The organism is Sphingomonas tagetis (genome assembly GCF_024211275.1).
In the GTDB taxonomy this organism is placed as follows: Bacteria; Pseudomonadota; Alphaproteobacteria; order Sphingomonadales; family Sphingomonadaceae; genus Sphingomonas; species Sphingomonas tagetis.
Window position 1 is genome coordinate 12,588 of record NZ_JAMLDX010000026.1, and the last position, 23,133, is coordinate 35,720.

Consider the following 23,133-nt stretch of genomic DNA (forward strand, 5'->3'; position numbering starts at 1 on the left):
AAGTGCGGGCTCGTAGCTCAGTCGGTAGAGCAACGGACTTTTAATCTGTAGGTCCCGGGTTCGAATCCCGGCGAGCCCACCACTTGAGGCATTGCTGCCGATGTCAGGCCGCCACCAGCCCCGCCTTTGCCGCCGCCGCGAAATAGCCGCGCATCGCGTCCGCTGCGCGTTGCGTCAGTGTGATGTGCGCGCGGCGCTTGTCGGTCGGGTCGGGTTCGCGGCCGAACAGATTGGCGTCGTGCATCGTCCCGATCCAGCGCAGCGCGGTGGTCGGCGGCAGGGCGGCGGCGATGCACAGGCTCGACACCGACACGCGCCGCCGCTCGAGCCGCGCCGCATAGAGGTCGAGCAGCATGTCCCAGGCGGGATCGGCGAACAGTGCGCCGGTGAAATACTGGTCGCGCAGCCGCCGCGCGCGGATCGTGGCGCGGACGGTGCGCGGGTCGGGATCAGGTTCGGCGGGCACATCGGCGCGAAAGCCGTGGCTGCGGTCGCGGACGCTCTCGGGGCGCTCGGCGGCGAGCTGGCTCAACACTTCGGCCAGCCGCGCCACTTCCTCGTTGAGCAGCCGCAGCCGCTCCGCCTCGCGCTCCCACGTCGCATCGTGCAACCGCGCGGCGGGCTGGGGCAGGGCGGCAAGCAGTGCCGCGGCTTCCTCCGCCGGGGTCGCGCCGCACAGCAAGGTCGCGGCAGTGGTGAGCAACGGCGAGGCGACTGCGTCGATCGCGTCGGGGGTCAGCGTGGCGACGATGCGGCAATCGCGCTCCGCCGCCCAGCCCGCCAGCGTCACCGCGGTGTCGGTGGCGGTTTCGGGAGCGAGGCCAGTGGCATCGAACAGAATCAGGTCGAGCGCGATCTGGCGTGCGATCCGGCCGTCCGCCGCTTCCGGCGTCACCTGCCCGACGAGCCGCGCGCCCGACGCCTCGATCGCCCGGACATTGCCGCTCATCCGCTCCGGCGCGGCGACGATCAGCGCGGTCGGCGCGTCGGCGCCCCAGAGCGGGGCGGCATTCACTTGAGTCTCAAACCATCCGAAACCTCCGCTTTGCACGGCATTGCGGATGGTTTTGCCCGGCGAAGCGATCAGCGCAAGCCGCAAGCCCCTCCGTTCTCAATCCATCCCGGATCAATGATCTCCAGAACGGATCATGAACACAAGCCGGATTAGATCGGATTCCGTATTAACCGAACACGGCTTCCGCGTCGTCGAACTCCTCGGCGAGCATGAGCTTGGCCGCGGTCGCCGCGCTCCCGCCGCTCAGCGCGATCCACACCGCGCCGATCACCGCCCCGGCCAGCGTCTGGAGGATCATCGCCGGGCCGAGGGTGCCGACCGCCGCCATCTGGCGCTCGGCCACGCCGGCCGCCGCCTCCGGGTCGCCCGACGCCGCCATGATGTCAGCGAAATAGCTGCCCGCCGCGAACACCCCGACCACCATCGTCAGCATGAAACCGATCAGCGTCACGACCAAAGCCGAACCGAACAGCGTCCAGAACCGCCCCTTGCTGAGCGTCCACGCCTCGCCGATCACGAACTGGCGGCGGTGGAGCGTGAGCGGGAAGGCGAGCGAGAAGCGGATCAGCAGGAAGGTGAACAGGCCGAACACGGCGAGGCCGCCGAAGAAGCCGACCAGGATGGTCAGACCGATCGAATCGCTCCCCGCGGCGGCGCCTGCGGTGAGCAGCCCGAAGATCAGCGTGAAGCCGAGCCCGAGCACGAACCCCATGACGATGAACAGCAGCAGCAACAGCAGGATGCGCAGCTCGTCCATGCCGACGCGCAGGAAGCCCAGCCCGCCGGCTTGCGGCCGCAGCACCGCGCGCATCGCCGCGGTGTAGAGGATGATGCCAACCAGCATCAGCACGAGGTTCATGCCGTAGATCGGCAGCATCGCGGCCATCATCGACGACGGGTCGCCCGCCGCAGCCGAGCTGAACATCCCCGCCATCATCGGCTGAACGGTGAGCAGCATCGCGACATTCGCCGCGAGATAGATTCCCGCCCAGATCGCCACCGCCGCGATATGCTCGCGGATCAGGCCGAACGCGCCTTCCAGGATTCTTCCGACATTCACCATTCGCCCCAACCCCCTATGCGGCGGCCGGCGCGTCCGCGTCGAAAATCAGTCGAGCGACTTGACGATTTCCTCGACCATCTTCTTGGCGTCGGCCAGCAGCATCATGGTGTTGTCCTGATAGAAGACGTCATTGTCCACCCCGGCATAACCGACACCGCCCATCGAGCGCTTGATGAACAGCACCGTCTTGGCCTTGTTCACGTCGAACACGGGCATGCCATAGATCGGCGAGGATTTGTCGGTCTTGGCCGCCGGGTTCACCACGTCGTTGGCGCCGATGATAAAGGCGACGTCGGTCTGGCTGAACTCGGAGTTGATGTCCTCCAGCTCGAACACCTCGTCATAGGGCACGTTGGCTTCCGCGAGCAGCACGTTCATATGCCCCGGCATGCGCCCCGCGACCGGGTGGATCGCGTACTTCACGCGCACGCCATGCTCCTTGAGCTTGTCGCCCATCTCGCGAAGGACATGCTGCGCCTGCGCCACCGCCATGCCATAGCCGGGGACGATGATGACCTGCTCGGCCTGCTGCATCAGGAACGCAGCGTCTTCGGCCGAGCCGCGTTTCCACGGCCGGTCGGTCTGGGCCGCACCCGCGCCCGCACCGCCGCTGTCGCCGCCAAAGCCACCCGCGATCACACTGATGAAGCTGCGGTTCATCGCGCGGCACATGATGTAGCTCAGGATCGCACCCGAGCTGCCGACCAGCGCGCCGGTGATGATCATCGCGGTGTTGCCGAGCGTGAAGCCCATCGCCGCCGCTGCCCAGCCCGAATAGCTGTTGAGCATCGACACCACGACCGGCATGTCCGCGCCGCCGATCGGGATGATCAGCAGGAAACCGATCGCGAAGGACAGCGCCAGTACCGTCCAGAATACCCATTCGGGCTGCTCGAGCTGGACGGTGAAGAACGCGATCAGCCCGAGGATGCCCGCCAGCGTGCCGAGGTTGATGACGTGGCGGCCCGGCAGCATGATCGGCGCGCCGCCCATGTTTCCGTTGAGTTTGAGGAACGCGATCACCGATCCGGAGAAGGTGATCGCACCGATCGCGACGCCCAGCCCCAGCTCGATCCGGCTGACCGGCAGGATCAGCCCGGCATGTTCGGAAGCCGCCGGAAAGACGATGCCGAACGCCTGCGGGTTCAGATACGCCGCGACGCCGACCAGCACGGCGGCAAGACCGACGAGGCTGTGAAAGCCCGCGACCAGCTGCGGCATGTCGGTCATCTTGATCTTGCGCGCGACGACCCAGCCGAAGCCGCCGCCGATCGCGATCGCGCCGAGAATCTCGGGCAGTGAGGCGATTTCGTGCGTGATCAGTGTGGTCACCACGGCAATGAGCATGCCGGCCATGCCGAAGCGGTTGCCGCGGCGGCTGGTCGCCGGCGAGGACAGGCCGCGCAGCGCGACGATGAAACACACGCCCGCGATCAGATAGGCGAGCGCAACCCAGGGGTTGACGGGAGCAGCCTCGTGCATCGGCTCAGCCCTTCTTCTTGTACATGGCGAGCATGCGCTCGGTGACGGCGAACCCGCCAAAGATGTTCACGCTGGCGAGCGCGACGGCGACGAGGCCGAGCCACTTGGCGGTCTCGCTCCCGGCCGCCGCCGACGCGATCAGCGCGCCGACGATGATCACCGAGGAAATGGCGTTGGTCACCGCCATCAGCGGCGTGTGCAGCGCCGGCGTAACCGACCACACGACATAATAGCCGACGAAACACGCCAGCACGAAGATCGACAGGATCGAGATGAAGTCCATGTCTGCGCCCCCTTGCGCGTGTTAAATCAGCCGAGCAGCCGCTCGTTCACAACCTTGCCGCCCTGCGTCAGGCGGATCGCGTTGCCGATCTCTTCGTCGAGCACCGGCTTGCCCACTTCCTTGTCCCAGAAGGCGGACAGGAAGTTGTAGAGATTGCGCGCGAACAGCGCCGAGGCATCCGATGCCAGCCGCGACGACACGTTGCGGTGGCCGACGATCTTGACGCCGTGCTTCTCGACCACTTCGCCTGCGACCGCGCCCTCGACATTGCCGCCGCTCTCGACCGCCAGATCGACGATCACGCTGCCCGGCCGCATGCTCGCGATCTGCGCGTCGCTGATCAGGCGCGGGGCCGGGCGCCCCGGGATCAGCGCGGTGGTGATGACGATATCCTGCTTGGCGATGTGCGACGACACCAGCTCGGCCTGCGCCGCCTTATACTCGTCGCTCATCTCGGTGGCATAGCCGCCCGAGCCTTCGCCCTCGATCCCCGCGACATTCTCGACGAAGATCGGCTTGGCGCCGAGCGACTGGATCTGCTCCTTGGTCGCCGAGCGCACATCGGTCGCCGAGACCTGCGCGCCGAGGCGACGGGCCGTGGCGATCGCCTGAAGCCCGGCGACGCCGACCCCCATCACGAACACCTTGGCGGCCGAGATTGTGCCGGCGGCGGTCATCATCATCGGAAAGGCGCGGCCATATTCGCCGGCCGCGTCGAGCACCGCCTTGTAACCGGCAAGGTTCGACTGCGAGGAGAGGATGTCCATCGACTGCGCGCGGGTGATGCGCGGCATGAATTCCATCGCCAGCGCCTCGATCCCGAGCGCGGCATAGTCGTCGACGCGCGCGCGCTCGCCGAACGGGTTGAGCCCCGCCGCAAGCCATGCGCCGGACTTGATGCCCTTGAGCGCGTCGGGTGCCGGCCCCTGCACGCCGAGCAAGATATCGGCATCGGCGAGCACCTCGGCGCGCGATCCAACCTTCGCGCCTACCGCGGCAAAGCCCGCATCGTCGAACGACGCGGTGGCGCCAGCACCGGCCTCGACCGCCACCTCGGCGCCGAGCGCGATGAATTTCTTGACCGTTTCCGGTGTTGCGGAAACCCGCCGCTCCCCGGCAGCGGTTTCCTTGAGAACTGCAATCTTCACGCTGTTCCGCCCCTCCGTGGAATGCGGTCACCGCCCGGCGTCATTGCCGCCAGTCCGGTGATCGCATCGCCCCTTTCGTGTCTAGCCTGCCGGATCGAGCGGCGCCAAGTCCGCCATTCGGCCAGCGTGTTGCCGAAACGGCATCACTCGATGCCAGCATCGGCTGTCAGAATCAGGATGCGATCAGGAAGATCACCAGCAGCGCGACGACCACCGTAATCGCGGTGCCGACCTTCAGCATGCGAAGGAACCCGCCATAGGTGTTGTCATGCGCCTTCATCTCGCCGCTCTGGGCCATGCGTCGTCCCCTTAATTTGCTCGCTTGCCAGCCTCCTTAGACGCGGTGTTCCCCACCCTCAACCCCCGCGCGCTTTGGGACGCTTAAGCCGCTCTTTACCCGTTGCCGCTATCCCATCTGCCTAAGAACGGGACATTGGGGACAGTTGGATGACGCGCAACGGCCAGCGCCAGTTGATGCTGATCGACGACGAGCCGGCACAGCGGCGGCTGGTCGCGGCGATCGCCGCGCGGCGCGGCTGGCGCACTATTTTCGCTGGTGATGGCGAGACCGCGCTGGCGACGTTGGGCACGCCAGACGGCATGGCGCTGGACGCGATCGTGCTCGATCACTGGGCGCCGGATTTCGACGTGGCGGGCCTGATCGCCGAACTGCGCGCCAACCGCCCGATGCTGCCGATCCTGCTGCTCACCGCGAATGATTCGGTGACGACGGCCGTTGCGTCGATGCGCGCGGGCGCGACCGATTTTCTGGTCAAGCCGCTCGCCCCCGATCGCCTCCTTGCCGCGCTCGACACCGCGGTCGGCGCCAAGGTCACAGGCGAACTTCGTCCGCTCACCGAAAAGCTCACCGCCAACCTCGCCTTCGACGAGATCGTCGGCAGCGCGCCGCAATTCCGCGCCGCGCTCGCGATCGCGGCAAAGGCCGCCCGCGCTCGCGTCCCCGTGCTGATCGAGGGCGAGAGCGGCGTCGGCAAGGAAGTCGTCGCCGAGGCGATCCACGCCGCGTCGCCGCGCCATTCGAAACCGATGGTGCGGGTCAATTGCGGCGCGATCCCCGCCAACCTCGTCGAATCCGAGCTGTTCGGGCATGAGAAGGGCGCCTTCACCGGCGCCTTCGAGCGCAAGATCGGCCGCTTTCAGGAGGCCGATGGCGGCACCATCTTCCTCGACGAGATCGGTGAGATGCCGCTCGAGGCGCAGGTCAAATTGCTGCGCGTCGTGCAGTCGGGCGAAGTCCACCCGATCGGCGCGCGCCATGTCAGCCAGGTCGACGTGCGCATCATCGCCGCGACCAACAAGACGCTGGCGACCGAGGTCGAGGAAGGCCGCTTCCGCGAGGATCTCTATTACCGGCTCAACGTCGTCCAGGTGACGATCCCGCCGCTGCGCGACCGCGGCGGCGATATCGCCCCGCTCGCCCGCCATCTGCTGGCGCGCATCGGCGAACAGCCGGGGCTGCGTCCGCTCGGCATCACCGATGATGCGATCACCGTGCTTGGCAGCTATGACTGGCCCGGCAACGTCCGCCAGCTCCAGAACGCACTGTTCCGCGCCGCCGTGCTGTGTGACGGCGACGCGCTGACCCGCGCCGATTTCCCGCAGATCGCGCAGCTTTCGGGCGGGCGCTCGGGCGTGTCGGGGGGCGGCGGCGCGGCTTCGGGCGCGGGGGTCACCTTGTTCAAGCCCGACGGCAATCTGCGCGCGCTCGAAGAGATCGAGGCCGACGTCATCCGCCTCGCCATCGGCCATTATCGCGGACGCATGACCGAAGTCGCCCGTCGCCTCGGCATCGGCCGCTCGACGCTCTACCGCAAGCTCGGTGAGCTGGGGATCGACCAGAACGCGGCCTGACTCCGGCAGTGCGACCGGCTAAAAGGCCGGCATGGCAAATTTTGAAGGAAAGATCGCGCTGATCACCGGCGCGGCGTCGGGCATCGGCCTGGCCGTCGCCGGGCATCTCGCGGATGCGGGGGCTGCCAAGCTCATCCTCGTCGATCGGGATGCAGATGCGCTGGCCGCGGTCGAATTGCGGGCTGCGACAGTGCGGGTTGCCGGCGATGTCGCGGACGAGGCGCTGTGGGATCGGGTCGATCTGGCAGGGCTCGATCATGCCGTCGTGAACGCGGGGGTCGCGGGCGCATCCACCATCGCCGACCACGACTTCGCCGAATGGCGGCGCATCCTATCAGTCAATCTGGACGGGGCGTTCCTGACCTTGCGCGCGGCGATGCGGGCGATGAAGGGGCGCGGCGGGAGCATCGTGCTGACCGCCTCGGCGGCGGGGGTGAAGGCCGAACCCGGTGTCGCCGCCTATGGCTGCTCCAAGGCGGCGCTGATCCATCTCGCCAAGGTCGCGGCGAAGGAGGGGGCAACGGACGGCATTCGCGTCAACGCCATCGCCCCCGCCGGGGTCGAGACGCGGGTGTGGGACGCAGTGCCGATGTTCGCCGAGCGCGCCGCGCAGATCGGCCGCGACGCCGCCTTTGCGGAGATGGCAAAGCTCGCCACCCCGCTCGGCCGCTATGCCAAGGCGGACGAGATCGCCGCGCAGATCGCCTTTTTGCTTGGCGAGGAGGGCGCGCTGATCACCGGCACGACATTGCTCAGCGACGGCGGCTACACGCTCTGACGGCTTGCGTTCGCGAGGCGCGCGCGCCACCATGGTAACCGGTTACCATGTGGGAGAGACTTCATGCGCTGCGCTGCCACTTTCGTCTTGCCGCTGATCCTGGCCGCCTGTTCGCAAGCGCCCGAAACCGGCAACACCGCCGACAACGGCGTGCTGCCCGCTGGACCTGAGACCGCCATCACCAACGTCACCGACCGCGATCTCCCGCCCGGCCTCATCGAACTGGTCGAAGCGACCGTCCCGGGCATGAAGATCGCAGAGGCCGAGCGCAAGGAACGCGAGGGCCGCGTCTATTATGACGTCGAGGGCAGCAAGACCGACGGCAGCGAAGTCGAGATCGACGTGCTCCAGCAGCCGGACGGCAGGCTGATCGCGGTCGAGGTCCAACGCGACATCGACTGGTCCACCGCGCCCGCCGAAGTCCGCGCCGCCGCAGCAGCCAAGGCGGACGCCTTCACGCCCGAGCGCGTGATCGAGAGCCGGCAGGTTGATACCGGCGCGCTGATCTATGAGCTGTTCGCGCCGGGCAAGACCGCCGAACCGGCGATGGAAGTGAAGTGGCAGGGCGGCAAGGCCGAGGTGCTGACGCAGCGCGCGATCCACTGATCCGTCTCTTGACGGGCAGCGGACTGGCTTCCCATCCTCGCGCGTACACGTGAGGAACGCCCAGAACGCCATGCAGCTTGTCATCGTCGAATCGCCGGCCAAGGCCAAAACCATCGAGAAATATCTCGGCAAGGACTATCGCGTCCTCGCCTCCTACGGCCATGTCCGCGACCTGCCGCCCAAGGACGGCTCGGTGAAGCCTGACGAGGGCTTCGCGATGGATTGGGAGACCTATCCCGACAAGGCCAAGCAATTGAAGGCGATCACCGATCTCGCCAAGACGGCCGATCGTCTGATCCTCGCCACCGACCCCGATCGCGAGGGCGAGGCGATCAGCTGGCATGTGCAGGAATTGCTCGCCAAGAAGAAGGCGCTCCCCAAGGAGGTCGAGCGAGTCACCTTCAACGCGATCACCAAGCCCGCGATCCTCGCCGCAATGGCCGCGCCGCGCCAGCTCGATACCGACCTGATCGACGCCTATCGCGCTCGCCGCGCGCTCGACTATCTCGTCGGCTTCACGCTCTCGCCGGTGCTGTGGCGCAAGCTGCCCGGCGCCAAGTCGGCCGGCCGCGTCCAGTCGGTCGCACTGCGCATCATCGTGGACCGCGAGCGCGAGATCGAGCTGTTCCGCGCACAGGAATATTGGAGCGTCATCGCGCATCTCGAGCATGACGGCACCGCGTTCGACGCGCGGCTGACGCGGTTCGAGGGCAAGAAGCTCGACCGCCTCTCGATCGGCGACGAGGGCACGGCCAAGCGCGCCAAGGCCGCGGTCGAGCAGGGACGCTTCACCGTCGCCTCGGTCGAGACCAAGCCGGCAATGCGCAACCCGCCGCCGCCCTTCACCACCTCGACGCTGCAGCAGGAGGCGGCGCGCAAGCTCGGTTTCTCGGCCAGCCACACGATGCGGATCGCGCAGGGTCTCTACGAGGATGGCGCGATCACCTATATGCGCACCGACGGCGTGCAGATGGATGGCAGCGCGATCGACGCCGCGCGCAAGGCGATCGTGAACCGCTATCAGGCGAGCTACATCCCCGACAAGCCGCGCCAGTACCAGACCAAGGCCAAGAACGCGCAGGAAGCGCATGAGGCGATCCGTCCGACCGACTTCAGCAAGGACCGCGCCGGCGGCGGCGATCATGCGCGCCTCTACGAGCTGATCTGGAAGCGCGCGCTGGCGAGCCAGATGTCGTCGGCCCGGATGGAGCGCACCACGGTCGAGTTGGAAGAACCCACCGGCCAGGACGCGCTGCGCGCCACCGGCCAGGTGGTGATCTTCCCCGGCTATCTCGCGCTCTACGAGGAAGGCCGCGACGACCCCGTTGGCCGCTCTGGCCAACAGGCCGACGCGGATGCCGACGAGGATTCGCGCCGCCTGCCGGTGATCCGCAACGGCGACACGCCCGCCAAGAAGGGCGTCGACGCCGAACAGCATTTCACGCAGCCGCCGCCGCGCTTCTCCGAAGCGTCGCTGGTCAAAAGGCTCGAGGAGCTCGGCATCGGCCGCCCCTCGACCTACGCCTCGATCATTCAGGTGCTCAAGGACCGAAATTACGTCCGAGTCGAAAAAAATCGTTTCTTTGCAGAAGAGTCGGGCCGCTTGCTGACGGCGTTTCTCGAGCGATTCTTCGAGAAATATGTGAACTACGACTTCACCGCGGGCCTCGAGGACGAGCTGGACGAGGTCTCCGGCGGGCGCGCCGGCTGGCAGGCCGTGCTCGACGCGTTCTGGAAGGATTTCCGCCCGCGCACCGACGAGGTGATGGAGCGCAAGCCGAGCGAGGTGACCGAGGCGCTCGACCAGTTCCTCGAACCCTATCTCTTCCCCGACAAGGGCGACGGCAGCGACCCGCGGCTGTGCCCGAGCTGCGGCAATGGCCGGCTCGCGCTGCGCGGCGGAAAGTTCGGCGCGTTCGTCGCCTGCTCAAACTATCCGGAATGCAAGTTCACCCGCCGCTTCGGCCAGCCGGGCGGCGAGGATGGCGGCGATAGCGGCCCCGAAGTGATCGGACAGGACCCGGAGACCGGCGAGGATATCAGCCGCCGCTCGGGCCGCTTCGGTCCCTATATCCAGCGTGGCGAGGGCAAGGAGGCGGCGCGGGCCTCGATCCCCAAGGACATTCCCGAGTTCGACCTTGATTGGGCGGTCAAGCTGCTCAATCTGCCGCGCACGATCGGCGATCACCCGGAAACCGGGAACCCGATCACCGCCTCGATCGGCCGCTATGGCCCCTATCTCGCGCATGACGGCAAATATGCCCGGCTCCAGTCCACCGCCGAGGTGTTCGAAACCGGCATGAACGCCGCGGTGGTCAAGCTGGCGGAAGCGGCCGCGGGCGGCGGTCGCCCGCAACGCGGCTCGCGCGAGCCATTGAAGGTGATGGGCCCGCACCCGGTGTCGGGCGCGGAAATCAAGCTGATGGAGGGACGCTTCGGCGCGTATCTCACCGACGGCACCACCAATGCGACCCTGCCAAAGTCGGTCGATCAGGCCGCACTGACGCTAGAGCAATCGGTCGAGCTGATCGACGCCAAGGCCGCGGCAGGCCCGGCGAAGAAGAAGGGCGGGCGCAAGACCGCGGCGAAGAAGGCGCCGGCCAAGAAGGCCGCCCCGAAAAAGGCCGCGAAGAAGGGTTAGTGCCCGATCCCCGGGCCGATGCCGTGCATCAGCCGGGGGATCAGGGGAATCAGCTCGCGCGCCAGGAACCCGATTCGGCCGCTGCGCTCGGCGAGCAGCCGCCCGGCCTCGCCGTGGAGCCACACGCCCCATGCCGACGCCATATGCGGCTCAGCCCCGCGTGCGAGCAGCCCGCCGATGATTCCGGCCAGCACGTCGCCGCTGCCGCCCGTGGCGAGGCCGGGACCGCCGCCTTGATAGGTGAGCGTCGCCGAACCGGGGGACGCGATCCAGCTGTCCGACGCCTTCAGTACCACCGTCGCATCGAACCGCGCCGCCGCGGCTTCGGCCAGTTCGGGGCCGACGTCGTCGGGATCGCAGTCCATCAGCGCGGCCATCTCGCCAGGGTGCGGGGTGAGCACGATCGGCCCCATATGCGCCTGGACAGTACGTCCGGCGTCGCCAGCGGCGGTCAGCATCGCCGCATCGAGCAGCATCGGCGCGGCCGGCGCACGTTCGAGCAGCCCGGCGAGGATCGCCGCCGCGTCCGCCTCGGCGCCCATGCCGGGGCCGAGCACCAGCGCGTCGCAGCGTTGGATCATATCGGCGATCGCGCGGGCCGCATCGCCAGCCAGTTCGCCATCATCATTCACCGGAAGCTCGAACACCGCCGCTTCCGGAATCCGCACGCCCAGCGGCAGCGCAGCTGGCGCAACGGTGGCAAGCTGGACCTTGCCCGCACCCGCCCGAAACGCGGCCTCGCCCGTCAGCAGCAAGGCGGCGGGGACGTTGAGCGACCCGCCAACCACGAGCAGCCGGCCGCGCGCATTCTTGTCGGTATTCTCGCCGGGGTCGGGCAGGGGATAGGCCGCCAGCCATGCCGCGTCCAACCTGGTCATCCGCGCGCGCCGACCATCGCGTCGGGCGCGGACGTCACCGCCGTCTCGGCATCCTCCTCGATCGGCGCAGTGACGTTGTAGCGCACCAGCGCCAGCCCGCCGTCCTTGCCCATCGCCGGATCGAAGGCATATTCGGTGACTGCGCAATTGGCGACGTCGGCCGCCTTGTCGATCGCCAGGATCTCGGCCTCGGACAGATTTTCGATGACATAGCGCATGCACAGCACGACCACCTGATGCGCCACGATCAGCACGTTGCGCCCGGCATAATGCAGCGACACCGTGTCGAGCAGCGCGCGCAGCCGGAAGATCACGTCGCACCAGCTCTCGCCGCCGGGCGGGCGATGGTAGAATTTGCCGAGCAGCTTGCGGAATTCGGCCTGTTGCGGTTCGTCGATCGCGACCCCGGCGGTGGTCAGCCCGTCGAGGATGCCGAATTCCTTCTCGCGCAGCCGCTCGTCGCTGCAGATCGGCTCGTCAGCGTCGGCGCCGCCCGCCTCGCGGAACAGCCGCGCGGTTTCCTGCGCGCGCAGATAGGGACTGACGAGGATCACGTCGGGCCGGCCATTGCCTTGACCCTCGGCGAACCAGCGCCCCAATGCGCGCGCCTGATCCTCGCCCAGCGGCGAAAGCGGCACGTCGACGTCGCGGATTTCAAGGGGGATGCGCGCCAGCCCTTCGGCATGGGCGCGGTCGCGCGCGACATTGCCCGCGCTCTGACCATGGCGCACCACCCACAGCCGGCTCGGCCAGCGCCCGTTCACCGCGCGCCCGCTCACGGGCCTTCGTGCAGCGGATCGGTGCCCGGGGCGGCGGCGTCGAAGGCGAGGGCAGGTCGCTCGTCGGTCGACTCACCGAGCGCCGCGGCGATCATTCGCTGCCAGGTGTCGGCGTCGCCCGCCTGCGCCATTGCTGCATCGGGCTCGCGCAAGGTCTTGAGGATCGAAACCGCGTCGTCTCGGAAGCTCCGCCAGCTCTGGTCGACCGCATCGGCGGCGGAACAATCGGCGCCGTCGGCATTGGCGCTCAGCTGTCGGCCCGCCAGCACGCGGGCAATTCGTTCGATGGCGCCGGTCCGCGCCAGATCGGCATTCGCGAAATCCATGGTCGGGCTCCTTCGCCCGATCAACGATCCTCGCGGTTCCGGGTTGCAGTCCGGATCAGGCCGCGCGCAGCGTGGTCAACTGGAGCCAGGAGCGAGCCTGCTTCTGCGCCTCGACGATCTCGCGGGCGGTCATGTCTTCCGCCACTTCCGCGCGCATCTCGCAGGCGCGGTTGCTGCCCTTCAGGGCGGCGATGTTGAACCATTTGTGCGCTTCGATCAGGTCGACGTCGATCCCGGCCGCCCCGCTCGAATAGACCATGCCGAGTTCATATGCCGCGTCGGCATTTCCCCGCGCCGCGTCGGCCAACCGGCTGTCGATCAGGAATTGTGCGCTCTTAAGACTGCTGCCCATAACGATGCCCCACTTTTGATGTCTGTCTTCATGAGACGGACATTGGGACCGGCATGGTAACCAATTCGTTAACGCCGTTTTCGGCGGTTTGGCAGGCGCTTACGGCTCAATCTATTGCGATATTGTCAATGAGCCGCGTGCCCGCGATCCGTGCCGCGGCGAGCAGCCGACGGGGCTTGTCCGCGACCGGCGCGCCCAATGTCTCGGCATCGGCGAGCTCGACATAGTCGATCTCGAATCCGGCGGCTTCGAGCGAGGCGCGAGCGGCGGCGAGCGCCGCTTCGGCATCCTCCCCCTTTTCGATCGCCTTGGCCACCACGCCCAGCGCACGTGGCAACGCGACGGCGGCGGCGCGTTCCTCGGCGGGGAGATAGACGTTGCGCGAGGAGAGCGCGAGGCCGTCATCGTCGCGCTGGGTCGGCACGCCCCTCACCTCGATGTCGAAATCGAGGTCGGCGACCATCCGCCGGATCACCGCGAGCTGCTGAAAATCCTTCTCGCCGAACAGCACGATGTCGGGCTTCACCTGATTGAACAGCTTGGCGACGACGGTGGCGACGCCGTCGAAATGCCCCGGCCGCGCCGCGCCGTCGAGCGGCTCGCTGACACCCGACACCGAGATGTTGGTCGAATGACCGTCGGGATACATCACCTCCACCGGCGGCACCCACAGCAGGTCCACCCCCGCATCGGCCAGCATCCGCGAATCGGCCTGCTCCTTGCGCGGATATTTGGCGAGATCCTCGTTCGGGCCGAATTGCTTCGGGTTGACGAAGATCGATACGACGACGCGCTGGCCCGCCAGCTTCGCCGCCGCGACCAGCGCCATATGCCCGTCATGCAGCGCGCCCATGGTGGGCACGAACGCGATCCGCTCGCCCGCGCCGCGGAATCCCGAAACGGCATCGCGGAGGTCGGAAAGCTGACGGACGGTTTGCACGGGCGAAGGGCCTTGGATATGGACGTGGAAGCGCGGCCTTTATGGGGGTAGGGCTGGGTGAGCAATCAAGGAAGTTAAGCGTTGGGCGAAGGTTCGAACCCGTTACATGTGATCGTCTTCGCCAATGAAAAGGGCGGAACCGGCAAGTCCACCACCGCTGTCCACACCGCGATCGCGCTGGCGGCCAAGGGCGCGCGAGTCGCGTGCCTCGACCTCGACCACCGCCAGCGCACGCTCGGCCGCTATCTCGACAACCGCCAGGCGACGATCAAGCGCACCGGCCGCGAGCTGCCGATGCCGCGCTACGAAACGCATGATGGCGAGAGCGAATCGCGGTTCCACGAGTTGCTCGAGCAGCTCGGCACGGGCACTGACTTTCTGATCGTCGACACGCCGGGCCGCGACGACAAGTTCGGCCGCATCGCGATCACCAATGCCGACACGCTGATCACCCCGATGAACGACAGCTTCGTCGATTTCGACCTGATCGGCCATGTCGACCCGGACACGTTCAAGGTCGTCCGCCCCAGCTTCTATTCCGAGCTGATCTGGGATTCGCGCAAGCGCCGCGCCAAGGCCGATGGCGCGACGATCGACTGGATCGTCCTGCGCAACCGCATGCAGCATATCGAGGCGCGCAACATGCGCCGTGTGTCGGAGGCGATCGACCAGCTCGCCAAGCGAGTCGGCTTCCGCGTCATTCCCGGCCTGTCGGAGCGCGTGATCTATCGCGAGCTGTTCCCCAAGGGGCTGACCATGCTCGACAGCCGCGAGTTCGGCGAGATGGGCCTCGCGCATGTCGCCGCCCGGCAGGAGTTGCGCGAGATGATGGCGGGAATGGCATTGCCCGAACCCGCCAGCACCATGCCGCTCTTCGCATGACGGCGTTCGCCTGATGCTATTCAAGATTCTTGCCGGGCTCGCTGTCGCCTGGCTCGGCTGGCGGCTGTGGCATGGCTGGGGCAGGCCCTTGCCCGGCACCCCGGTTCCGCCGCCCGCGCCCGCCGTGCCGAGCGGCCCCGAGGCCGAGGCGCGCGCGGTGCTGGGCGTCGGGCGCGATGCCGGCCCGGACGAGATTCGCGCCGCGCATCGCCGGCTGATCTCCAGCGTCCATCCCGACCGTGGCGGCTCGCCCGAACTGACGCGGCAGGTCAACGCCGCGCGTGACACATTGTTGAAAAACAAAGCTGACAGTTGAACTTTCTGTTGCGGCTGCGAATTGACGCGCCGAACCTATTCCCCGGGAGGCCCCTTTGACGCATCGTTTCGACCCGACCTCGCTCCGCGAGTATGACATTCGTGGCATCGTCGGTCAGACCCTCGGGCCGGACGATGCGCGCGCGATCGGGCGCGGCTTCGCGACCTTGCTGCGCCGCGCCGGCGGGCACCGCGTCGCGGTGGGCCGCGACGGGCGCGTGTCCTCGCCGATGCTGGAGGCCGCGCTGATCGAGGGAGTGACCGCCTCGGGCTGTGACGTGGTGCGGGTCGGCGTCGGGCCGACGCCGATGCTCTATTATGCCGAAGCCACGCTAGAAGTGGATGGCGGCATTCAGATAACCGGCAGCCATAATCCCGGCAATTACAACGGCTTCAAGATGGTGTTTCAGCACCTGCCGTTTTTCGGCAAGGACATCCAGGAGCTGGGCCGCCTCGCCGCCGAGGGCGAATGGGAGGACGGCGAGGGGACGGTGACCGACGCCGACATCCTCGATGATTATGTCGGCCGCCTGTTCGCTGGCTATGCTGGCGGCACCTTCCGCATCGGCTGGGACGCCGGCAACGGCGCCGCGGGCGAGGTGATCGAGAAGCTCGTCAAGCTCCTGCCGGGTGAGCATCATACGCTGTTCACCGATATCGACGGTAATTTTCCCAACCATCATCCCGATCCCACCGAAGAGAAGAATCTGGCCGACCTCAAGGCGCTCGTCGCCGAAAAGCAGCTCGATTTCGGACTGGCGTTCGACGGCGATGGCGACCGGATCGGTGCGATCGACGGGCAGGGCCGCGTGATCTGGGGCGATCAGCTTCTGTCCATTCTGGCCGAACCTGTGCTCAAGAAGGAACCCGGCGCGACGATCATCGCCGATGTGAAGGCATCGCAGATGCTGTTCGACCGCGTCGCCGAACTCGGCGGCAAGCCGCTGATGTGGAAGACCGGCCATAGCCTAGTGAAGACCAAGATGAAGGAAACGCACGCGCCGCTTGCCGGCGAGATGAGTGGCCACATCTTCTTCGCGCAGGACTATTACGGCTTTGACGACGCGCAATATGCCGCGGTCCAGCTGATCAACGCGGTGCATGTCATCGGCAAGTCGCTCACCGAGATCCGCGGCGACATGCCAGCTTTCGTCAACACGCCGGAAATGCGCTTCCAGGTCGACGAGAGCCGCAAGTTCGCGGTGATCGACGAGGTGCTGGCGCGGCTCAAGGCCGACGGCGCCGACGTCAACGACACCGATGGCGCGCGCGTCAGCACGCCCGACGGCTGGTGGCTGCTGCGCGCGTCGAACACGCAGGACGTGCTCGTCGCCCGCGCCGAAGCGCGCAGCCAGGAGGCGCTCGACCGGCTGCTCGCCATGATCGACGCGCAGCTGGAAGCCAGCGGTCTGGTGCGAGGGCCGCAAGCCGCTCACTGAGTTCACAGCTATCGTTGGTTAACATTGGGGGTGGTGGAATCGCCGTCGAGCGCCCAAATGGGCCGCATGGCTCCGCCGCCCCAGATCATTCGCGTCATCGACCTCGAGACCACCGGCAACGCGCCGCCACAGCACGGCGTGTGCGAGATCGGCTGGCAGGACGTCGCGCTGGGCGCTGACGGGCGCTGGGAGCTCTATGGCGAGGGCGGCAACCGGATGGTCAATCCCGGCCGCACCATCCCGCCGCTCACCATGGCGATCCATCATATCCGCGACGAGGATGTCGCTGACGCGCCCTGGTGGCACGATGTCGCGCGCCCGGTGCTCGATCCCTGGCCGCGCCGCGTGGCGTTGGCGGCCCACCGCGCCAGCTTCGAGGAGCTGTTCTGCACCCCCGCACTGACCCGCGGCGCGGACTGGATCTGCACCTATAAATGCGCGCTGCGGCTGTGGCGCGACAGCCCGGGCTTCTCCAACCAGTTCCTGCGCTATTACCGCATGCCCGCGGGGCTGGAGCATGAGCGCGGCCTGCCCGCGCACCGCGCCTTCCCGGATGCCTATGTCACCGCGCACCATCTGCGCGACATGCTCAACGAGGCGAGCGTCGAACAGCTGATCGAATGGTCGAAGCTGCCAGGCTTGCTGCCGCGCGTCCGCTACGGCCCCGATCGCGGCAAGGAATGGCACGAGCTCGAGGACGAGGCGCTCGAAACGTTTGCGCAGGACCGCGATGTCGACATCCGCTACACTGCGCAGGTCGAGCTGGACCGCCGGCATGGCCGTGGCCCAGCCGAACGGCCGCCCGCGAAGCAGCCGCAGCTGTTCTGAGCGAAGCGGCTGGACGCCGCGCCGTTCCGTATTAGTATGACTATATGTTCACTCGCTGCTGCGCGTTGATCGCGCTCGCCCTTGCCGCACCGGCGCTCGCTGCGCCCGATCCGGCGTCGCCGGTGTTGAGCGCCGACTTCACCTTCGACGCCGCCCCCTATCCGCAGGTTCACGCATCGACCCTGGTCGAGACGCGCGGCGGCACCTTGCTGGCCGCATGGTTTGGCGGGACGCGCGAGCAGCATCCCGATGTCAGCATCTATGTCGCGCGGCGCGAAAACGGGAAGTGGCTGCCGGCGGCTAGGGTCGCTGATGGCCTCCAGCCTGGCGGGACGCGGCACCCGACCTGGAATCCGGTGCTGTTCCAGCCGAAGAATGGTCCGCTGACGCTGTTCTATAAGGTCGGCCCGAGCCCCAGCACATGGTGGGGCATGGTGATCACCTCGACCGACGATGGCCGCAGCTGGAGCGCGCCGCGCCGTCTGCCGCCCGGTATCCTCGGCCCGATCAAGAACAAGCCGGTCGAGCTGTCCGACGGCAGCTGGCTGTCGCCGTCCAGCGCCGAGGCGCCGGGCGATCGCTGGACGCTGCACTTCGAACGCAGCGGCGATAGCGGCAGGACCTGGCAGGCCAGCGCGCCGGTCGCCTCGCCCGAAGCCATAATGGCGATCCAGCCCAGCATCCTTTTCCACCCCGGCGGCCGCTTGCAGGCGGTTGCGCGCACCCGGCAGGGGGCGCTCGCGGCGACATGGTCGAAGGATGGCGGCAGGAGCTGGTCGCCGCTCGCCGCGATCGACCTGCCCAATCCCAATTCGGGCACCGACGCCGTGACGCTCAAGGATGGGCGCCAGTTGATCGTGTACAACCATAGCGCCCACAGCCTCGAACGGCCCGGCAAGGGCCTGCGCTATCCGATCAACGTCGCGCTGTCCGACGACGGGGTCAGTTGGCGCAAGGTGCTGACGCTCGAAAGCGCGCCGCTGCCCGCCGGCTATGCGTATCCTGCCGTGATCCAGACGCGCGATGGCCGCGTGCACATCAGCTACACGCACGACCGCAAGCGCATCCGCCACGTCGTGCTGGACCCCGAACGGTTACCCAAAGGCGACTGGGCCGATGCGCCCGCCGTGACCGGTGCGTCCACGGCGGCGCGCGATCAATAAGCGATCCGCTCGCTCTTCACCGACCGCTTCGCGAGCATCGCCTGCACGCTGTCGCTACCCGCGAGATGCCCCGCGCCGACCGCGAGGAACACCACGCCGGGCTTGTCGAGCCGCGTCTTGATCCAGTCCGCCCAGCGCGCGTTACGGTCGGCGAGCAGGACCTTCGACAGCTCTGGCGAACTGCGCAGCCCCACGTTCATCATCACCGCCAACCCCTCGGCATCGCCCTCGGCCCATTCGCCGACCAGCTTGTCGAACTCCGCCGCGGCGCTGTCGAGCTTGTCGACCGCTTCGGTCAGGACCAGCATCTGGGCCGGCTCTGACAGCGAATCGAAGAAGCCGAACTGCTGCTCGATCGTCTCCAGCCCCGAGATCGGCTTCTTCGCCGCGGCGGCCGCGCCGTGCAGCGCTTCCTCGACCCCGCTCTTGGGATCGTAACCCGCCTTGACCAGCGCCAGCATCGACAGCTGCGTGCCCGCCAGCCACGGATCGAACCGGTCGATCACGTTCTGCGGCAGGCCGAAATCGGCCAGCGCCTTGGCGAACGCCGCGCGCTTCGCCTCGGGCAGCTTCTCGGTCAGAGACGGTCCGGTCATGCTGACGCCATACTTCATCATCAGCGGCTGGACCGTGGCGGGGTCGGGCGGGCTGCCCAGCTCGGTCACCAGCTCGCCGCTCTCGTCGAACGCCTTCTTCACCGCCTCGTCGAACCAGCTCAAGCCCGGCTTGAGCAGATGGACGGTGCCGAACAGATAGATCGTTGTGTCGGCATCCTTGACCACCCACAGCGCGGGATCGGCGTCCTTCGTCGGGGCGGTTGGCGCGGGGTCCTGCGCGAAGGCGAATGGGGCCGCGAGCAGCAGAGCGAGCGCTGTGGTGCGGCGAAGCAGCTTGGTAAGCATCGATACTCCCTTGTCGTCGCAAGCGGGCTTAGGCGATTGGCCGATCCACCGCCACGGACTTTCGACGCGGAATCGCGGTGACCAACGCCGCGACCAGCGTCCCGATGCACAGCTGATAGGGGAAGGCGAGGGCGGTCTGCCCGGTGACGAAGGGCTGGAGCAACAGCACGGTGACGAACCCGGCGATCAGTCCCGCGATTACCGAACCGCTGTTCCCGCGGCGCGTGAACACCGCGACGAAATAGACGCCGAGCAGCCCGGCATAGGCGAACACCATCACCTGCAGCGCGAATTCGAGCAACGGCATGTCGGTATGTCGCTGCCAGTAGAAGCTCAGCACTGCGGTCGCGAACATCGCCAGCCCGACCACCGCCATGCCCCAGCGCCCGGCCCGGACATAGTGTTGCGGCTCGGCCCCGCCGCGCGCATCGCGCCAGGGCTGGTAGAAGTCGGCGATCATCACCGACGACATCGCGTTGAGCGCCGAATTGGTCGTCGCCACCGCCGCCGCGGTCACCCCGATCGTCACGAGGCCGCGCAGCCCCGGCGGCACCTGCGTCAGGATATAGTGGACGAACACCGTCACCTTCTCGCCCGAAAAGCTGGTCGCGGCCTGATTGGCTTCCCCCATCAGGTCCGGCCGCTGATAAAAGATGTGCAACAGCAACCCGATCGTCACGAACATCGCGATCAGCGGCACGCTGGCGAGCTGCGACAGGATCAGCCCGCGCGCGCCGGTCTTCGCGTCGGGGCTGGCGAGCAGCCGCTGCGTGGTGTCCTGATCGAGCCCCATATTGGCGGCATTGAGCAGAAACAGCCCGGTGCAGATCGCCAGCACGGTGAACGGCTTGGCGAGGTCGGTCGAGACATCGAACAGCCTGAGCTTGTCCATCCCGCCCGGTGCATTGTGCAGCGCCGCGATCAGCTCGGCATTGCTGGCCGGGATCGACAGCCGCAGGAACACCAGCACCGCCAGCGCCGAGCCGGCATAGATGACGAACTGGATCAGATCGTTCCAGATCACTGACTTGAGCCCACCATGAAAGGTGAACAGGAAGCTCACCAGCATCACGGCCGCCGCCGACAGGATGATCGCGTGCGCCGCGATGCTGCCGAACGCCACCATCGCGATCGCGATCGCGGCGAGATAGACTCGCGCGCCGCCCGCCAGCACGCGCCCGACCAGGAACATCCCGCCCGCCGCCTGCTTGGCGCGCGCATCGAACCTTGCCTCGAGCAATTCGTACACCGTCGTCGCGCGCATCGCATAGAAGCGCGGGATCAGCACATAGGCGACGAACACCGCCGCAACGATCGGCGCGACCACGGCACCGAGATAGGTATAGTCGCTGCGATAGCCCTGATCCGGTGCGCCGAGAAAGGTCGCCGCCGACTGCGTCGCCGACAGCACCGACACCGCTGCGAGCCAGGCCGGTATGGTCCGTCCGGCAAGGAAATAATCCTTGGTGTCGTCCGCCTTGAACCGCGAGAACGCCCAACCCCCGGCAAGAATCACGGCGACGTACAACCCGACCACGATCCAGTCGAGCAAGGCGAATTGCGGCGTCATCGGCAGGGTGTAGCAGCTGTCACGTCGCCGTCACGAACCAATCAGCGTTTGGTCGCGTCCTGAGAGAGTTGCCACGCGACCGAGATTTGCCCGGAGAAGATCGGAGCATATTTTCGCAGTTCGGCCTGTGCGATGGAATCGAACGCAGTGAAGCTGCGCATTCGCTCCATCGCGCCCGACTCCGCCCTGCGGTACAAACTACGCGCTTCGGCGGGCGACGCACGGTGCAGTCGCAGCAATCCTGCCAGGGTCCAGTCGCCGGAAATGCGGTCGGGGTGCGAGGGCGGCAGGTTCTGATAGATCGCGCGCGCCTGCCGCATCAGCGGCTCGGCTTCGCTCGTCCGCTTCTGTGATTCGAGGTTGCGCGCCAGCGTGATCATTGCGTTCGCGATCAACGGATGCGTCGCCGGCAGGCCCTTTTGCCGCACCGCCAGTGCCTTGCGATGAAACGGTTCGGACTCGGTGAAACGCTGCTGCCAGCTGAGATTGTCTGCCAGATTCTCATAGATGATCGCGAGCTCGGGATGCCCTGCCGGATAGTAACGCTCGGCCAGCGCCAATCCCTTGCGCAGCAGCGGCTCGGCTTCCTCGTAACGCTTCAACTCGTTGAGGTTCGTCGCGAGGTTGCTGTAGGCAAAGGCGAGATTTTCGAGGTTCTGAGGCTTTTCCGCCTCGCGCATCGCCAGCACACGGCGATAGAGCGTGTCGGCTTCTTCCCGCCGCCCCTGGCTCGACAGGATCGACGCCAGCGCCTCATAACCCGTGGCCAGCCCCGGATCGCCGAGCTTGAGATACGTCTCGCGCAGCCGCACGGATGTGCGGATCGCCGCCTCGGCTTCGACATATTTGCCCTGCGCCTGCAGGTTCCACGCGAGATTGGTGTAGTTTTCCGCAATCTGTTCGCTGCCCGGCGGTAGCGAAGCTTCCTGGATTGCCAGCGCCTTGCGGTTCAGCGGTTCACCCTCCGCCAGCCGTCCCTGCTTGTCGATGGCAAAGGCGAGGCTGGTGTAGAGCGTGGAAAGACCGAGCCTGCTGAAGTCGGGAATGCTTTCAGCCAAGGCCACCGCCTTTCGCAACGCACTTTCCGCCTCGGCATATTTTCCCAGCTCGTTGAGCACGAGCGCCAGCACGCGATAGCGCGGGATCATCCGGACATCGGTGGCTGGCAATTGCGCGATATAGATTTCGAGGGCGCGGCGGGCGAGCGGCTCGGCCTCGCGCGCGCGGTCGGTCTGGCGTAGAACCACCGCCAGATCGGACATCGCCCGCGCGTGCCCGATCTTGCCGGTCTCGCCACTGGACTCGTACAGCGCGATCGTGCGGCGGAGCACGGCTTCCGCCCCGGCGAGGTCGTCGGTGCTGTGCAGGCTTTCGGCGAGCTGGAAATAATAGGGCGACAGCGAGAGTGGCTGCGCGGTGCGCTTCGGTTCGGCGATGGCGAGATAGCTACGCAACAACGGCACCAGCTCGGCATGCTTCTCCGTCTCGACCAGCGCGCGGATCAGATAATTATACGCGACTTCCCGGTCGCTATGCGCCGCGGGCAGCGAACGGTTGGCGATATCGAGCGCGGCGCGGGCGAACTTCTCGCTGCGCGCCACGTCGGGCACGCGCCACGCGATGTTCGCACCGCCGAGATAAAGATCGAGGCAATAGTCGCCCGCTGGCTTGGTCGCCGCACACGCCGCCGCCGCCTTGTCGAGCGCCGCCGCAGCAGCGGGCCAATCCTTGCGCGCGACCGCCGCCAGCGCTTCGGGCGTCAGTTCGGCCCGCCCCGCAGTCTGCGGAGCGGCGACCATCGCGACGATGCCAGCCAGCCAGAACATGACGCAGGTCGTAGCAAAGCCTTCGCCGCCATGCCTCTGACAAAA

23 protein-coding genes and 1 tRNA gene are annotated in these 23,133 nt (G+C 67.1%); 10 read left to right on the forward strand and 14 right to left on the reverse strand.

Annotated features, from left to right (window positions below; all coding sequences use genetic code 11):
• Positions 1-6: 6 nt before the first annotated feature.
• A tRNA-Lys gene (locus M9978_RS21230) sits at positions 7-82 on the forward strand.
• Positions 83-103: 21 nt separating this feature from the next.
• On the opposite strand, the gene M9978_RS21235 is transcribed toward M9978_RS21230, so the two are convergent.
• From M9978_RS21235 to M9978_RS21260, 6 genes are all read right to left on the reverse strand, one after another.
• Positions 104-1,015, reverse strand: a complete 912-nt coding sequence (locus tag M9978_RS21235) for a helix-turn-helix domain-containing protein (RefSeq protein ID WP_254296895.1) — start codon at positions 1,013-1,015, stop codon at positions 104-106.
• A 166-nt stretch (positions 1,016-1,181) separates the two neighbouring features.
• Positions 1,182-2,075, reverse strand: coding sequence for a hypothetical protein (locus M9978_RS21240; protein ID WP_254296897.1), 894 nt, complete (start codon positions 2,073-2,075; stop codon positions 1,182-1,184).
• 48 nt (positions 2,076-2,123) lie between these two features.
• Entirely contained in the window at positions 2,124-3,560 is a 1,437-nt protein-coding gene (locus tag M9978_RS21245; RefSeq protein ID WP_254296899.1) for an NAD(P)(+) transhydrogenase (Re/Si-specific) subunit beta, read from the reverse strand.
• Between the two features lie 4 nt (positions 3,561-3,564).
• Positions 3,565-3,843 carry an NAD(P) transhydrogenase subunit alpha part 2 gene (locus M9978_RS21250; protein ID WP_069318748.1) on the reverse strand — a complete coding sequence of 93 codons (279 nt, stop codon included), beginning with the start codon at positions 3,841-3,843 and terminating at the stop codon, positions 3,565-3,567.
• 26 nt (positions 3,844-3,869) lie between these two features.
• Positions 3,870-4,991 carry an NAD(P) transhydrogenase subunit alpha gene (locus tag M9978_RS21255; RefSeq protein ID WP_254296902.1) on the reverse strand — a complete coding sequence of 374 codons (1,122 nt, stop codon included), beginning with the start codon at positions 4,989-4,991 and terminating at the stop codon, positions 3,870-3,872.
• A 172-nt stretch (positions 4,992-5,163) separates the two neighbouring features.
• Positions 5,164-5,289, reverse strand: a complete 126-nt coding sequence (locus M9978_RS21260) for an aa3-type cytochrome c oxidase subunit IV (protein ID WP_254296904.1) — start codon at positions 5,287-5,289, stop codon at positions 5,164-5,166.
• 149 nt (positions 5,290-5,438) lie between these two features.
• On the opposite strand from M9978_RS21260, the gene M9978_RS21265 reads away from it, so the two are divergent.
• The 4 genes from M9978_RS21265 to topA all read left to right on the forward strand — a co-directional run bounded on the left by M9978_RS21265 (position 5,439) and on the right by topA (position 10,888).
• Complete coding sequence (locus tag M9978_RS21265; protein ID WP_254296906.1) at positions 5,439-6,863, forward strand: sigma-54-dependent transcriptional regulator; 1,425 nt, start codon at positions 5,439-5,441, stop codon at positions 6,861-6,863.
• 31 nt (positions 6,864-6,894) lie between these two features.
• Positions 6,895-7,641 carry an SDR family NAD(P)-dependent oxidoreductase gene (locus tag M9978_RS21270; protein WP_254296908.1) on the forward strand — a complete coding sequence of 249 codons (747 nt, stop codon included), beginning with the start codon at positions 6,895-6,897 and terminating at the stop codon, positions 7,639-7,641.
• A gap of 63 nt (positions 7,642-7,704) precedes the next feature.
• Entirely contained in the window at positions 7,705-8,247 is a 543-nt protein-coding gene (locus M9978_RS21275; protein ID WP_254296910.1) for a hypothetical protein, read from the forward strand.
• A 70-nt stretch (positions 8,248-8,317) separates the two neighbouring features.
• Positions 8,318-10,888 carry a type I DNA topoisomerase gene (gene topA / locus M9978_RS21280; RefSeq protein WP_254296912.1) on the forward strand — a complete coding sequence of 857 codons (2,571 nt, stop codon included), beginning with the start codon at positions 8,318-8,320 and terminating at the stop codon, positions 10,886-10,888.
• Here the strand turns inward: topA and M9978_RS21285 are convergent.
• The 5 genes from M9978_RS21285 to panC all read right to left on the reverse strand — a co-directional run bounded on the left by M9978_RS21285 (position 10,885) and on the right by panC (position 14,163).
• Complete coding sequence (locus tag M9978_RS21285; RefSeq protein WP_254296914.1) at positions 10,885-11,766, reverse strand: NAD(P)H-hydrate dehydratase; 882 nt, start codon at positions 11,764-11,766, stop codon at positions 10,885-10,887. The genes topA and M9978_RS21285 overlap by 4 nt on opposite strands.
• Positions 11,763-12,545: a histidine phosphatase family protein gene (locus M9978_RS21290; protein WP_254296916.1), complete on the reverse strand. Its 783-nt coding sequence runs from the start codon at positions 12,543-12,545 to the stop codon at positions 11,763-11,765. Before M9978_RS21290 ends, M9978_RS21285 begins: the two co-directional genes overlap by 4 nt.
• Entirely contained in the window at positions 12,542-12,871 is a 330-nt protein-coding gene (locus M9978_RS21295) for a hypothetical protein (RefSeq protein ID WP_254296918.1), read from the reverse strand. The genes M9978_RS21290 and M9978_RS21295 overlap by 4 nt, the downstream gene beginning before the upstream one ends.
• A gap of 55 nt (positions 12,872-12,926) precedes the next feature.
• Positions 12,927-13,223 (reverse strand): SEL1-like repeat protein, encoded by a 297-nt coding sequence (locus M9978_RS21300; protein WP_254296920.1) that lies wholly within the window; start codon positions 13,221-13,223, stop codon positions 12,927-12,929.
• Between the two features lie 106 nt (positions 13,224-13,329).
• Positions 13,330-14,163: a pantoate--beta-alanine ligase gene (panC, locus tag M9978_RS21305; RefSeq protein ID WP_254296922.1), complete on the reverse strand. Its 834-nt coding sequence runs from the start codon at positions 14,161-14,163 to the stop codon at positions 13,330-13,332.
• An 81-nt stretch (positions 14,164-14,244) separates the two neighbouring features.
• Here panC and M9978_RS21310 point away from each other — a divergent pair, with 81 nt between their 5' ends.
• The 5 genes from M9978_RS21310 to M9978_RS21330 all read left to right on the forward strand — a co-directional run bounded on the left by M9978_RS21310 (position 14,245) and on the right by M9978_RS21330 (position 18,790).
• Positions 14,245-15,045: a division plane positioning ATPase MipZ gene (locus M9978_RS21310; RefSeq protein WP_254296924.1), complete on the forward strand. Its 801-nt coding sequence runs from the start codon at positions 14,245-14,247 to the stop codon at positions 15,043-15,045.
• Positions 15,046-15,058: 13 nt separating this feature from the next.
• Positions 15,059-15,361, forward strand: coding sequence for a J domain-containing protein (locus M9978_RS21315; RefSeq protein ID WP_254296926.1), 303 nt, complete (start codon positions 15,059-15,061; stop codon positions 15,359-15,361).
• A 55-nt stretch (positions 15,362-15,416) separates the two neighbouring features.
• The gene (gene pgmG / locus M9978_RS21320) at positions 15,417-16,799 is read left to right on the forward strand and encodes a phosphoglucomutase/phosphomannomutase PgmG (protein WP_254296928.1); all 1,383 of its coding nucleotides are present in this window, start codon (positions 15,417-15,419) and stop codon (positions 16,797-16,799) included.
• 66 nt (positions 16,800-16,865) lie between these two features.
• Positions 16,866-17,627 (forward strand): 3'-5' exonuclease, encoded by a 762-nt coding sequence (locus M9978_RS21325; RefSeq protein WP_254296930.1) that lies wholly within the window; start codon positions 16,866-16,868, stop codon positions 17,625-17,627.
• Between the two features lie 65 nt (positions 17,628-17,692).
• A complete protein-coding gene (locus M9978_RS21330; RefSeq protein WP_254296932.1) occupies positions 17,693-18,790 on the forward strand; it encodes a sialidase family protein in 1,098 nt (365 codons plus the stop codon).
• Here the strand turns inward: M9978_RS21330 and M9978_RS21335 are convergent.
• The 3 genes from M9978_RS21335 to M9978_RS21345 are packed head-to-tail and all read right to left on the reverse strand — an operon-like array spanning position 18,784 to position 23,088.
• Positions 18,784-19,692 (reverse strand): TraB/GumN family protein, encoded by a 909-nt coding sequence (locus M9978_RS21335; protein ID WP_254296934.1) that lies wholly within the window; start codon positions 19,690-19,692, stop codon positions 18,784-18,786. The genes M9978_RS21330 and M9978_RS21335 overlap by 7 nt on opposite strands.
• A 28-nt stretch (positions 19,693-19,720) precedes the next feature.
• On the reverse strand, positions 19,721-21,262 hold the full coding sequence (locus M9978_RS21340; protein WP_254296936.1) for a sodium:solute symporter: 1,542 nt from the start codon (positions 21,260-21,262) through the stop codon (positions 19,721-19,723).
• A 41-nt stretch (positions 21,263-21,303) separates the two neighbouring features.
• On the reverse strand, positions 21,304-23,088 hold the full coding sequence (locus M9978_RS21345; RefSeq protein ID WP_254296938.1) for a tetratricopeptide repeat protein: 1,785 nt from the start codon (positions 23,086-23,088) through the stop codon (positions 21,304-21,306).
• Positions 23,089-23,133 lie beyond the last annotated feature (45 nt).